Origin of the sequence: Dietzia sp. B19 (assembly GCF_014145155.1) — a bacterium.
Taxonomy (GTDB): domain Bacteria; phylum Actinomycetota; class Actinomycetes; order Mycobacteriales; family Mycobacteriaceae; genus Dietzia; species Dietzia natronolimnaea.
The window spans coordinates 23,551-24,362 of sequence record NZ_JAALED010000573.1 but is presented as its reverse complement, the minus strand read 5'-3'; the positions used below and the strand labels follow the sequence as shown (position 1 = coordinate 24,362).

The following is an 812-nucleotide window of genomic DNA, read 5'->3' as shown; positions in this document are numbered from 1 at the left end:
AGCAGCGCGGTCAGCAGCTGCGCGGTTTCGGCCTGCCAGGTGCGCCAGGCGGCCCTGGTCACCCCTTGTTTTTCTTGGAGAGCGCTTCCAAGAACGCGACACCTTTTCCCATGACCTCCAACGCGGCGTCACGATCGGCGATGACCTTGTCCTTCCGGGCGGCGTCTGACTCGAGTTTGCTGATCTGCTTTTCCAGCTCAGCGATGCGCGCCTGCTCCGGCGACTGGCCAGCCCGGGGCCTTCTCTTGGACACGGTGCCCAGTGTTCCCGCTTCGATCTGGGCCCGCCACTGCTTGACGCTGGAATCGTAGAGGCCCTCTCGGCGCAGCACGCGGCCCTTCTGCCCGGACGGGGCCTGCTCGTACTCGGCGACGATGCGCCGCTTGTACTCGGCCGTGAACGTCCGCCGGGCCGGCCGCCCGGTCCGCGGGGCCTGAACCGTCTCCTGCGTCGAGGTCGTCGGCGTCGGCTGCGAGGCCTCCAGGGCCGCGTCAGTAGTTGCAGTGATAGTCATGCTGGGTTCTCCTTCTCCTCACGCCCCAGCCTCTCAACCAGCCAGCCCGGGTGTCTCACCTCAGTCTGGCGGATAGGGGTACACCCACCCGGCGTAGGTGCGGATGTAGGTGATGTCGGCGACCCACAGTTGATTCGGCCGCTCGGCGACGAACTTGCGTTCCACCAGGTCAGCGGGCCGCTCGGTCTCAGCCTTGTGCCGGGTGGTGCGGGGTGACTTGGCCCGCTGGACCCCCTTGAGGCCTTCGGCTCGCATCAGTCGTTCGACAGTGCAGCGGGCGACCTGGTGGCCAGCGCGG

Annotated in this window: 1 protein-coding gene and 1 pseudogene; both read right to left on the bottom strand. The window is 67.5% G+C overall.

All coding sequences use genetic code 11. The features are described 5' to 3' along the window. Positions 1-58: 58 nt before the first annotated feature. The gene (locus tag G6020_RS16340; protein WP_095719468.1) at positions 59-514 is read right to left on the bottom strand and encodes a transposase; all 456 of its coding nucleotides are present in this window, start codon (positions 512-514) and stop codon (positions 59-61) included. A 78-nt stretch (positions 515-592) separates the two neighbouring features. Beyond that, positions 593-812 (bottom strand): annotated as a pseudogene (locus tag G6020_RS16690) (IS3 family transposase); the annotation flags it as partial.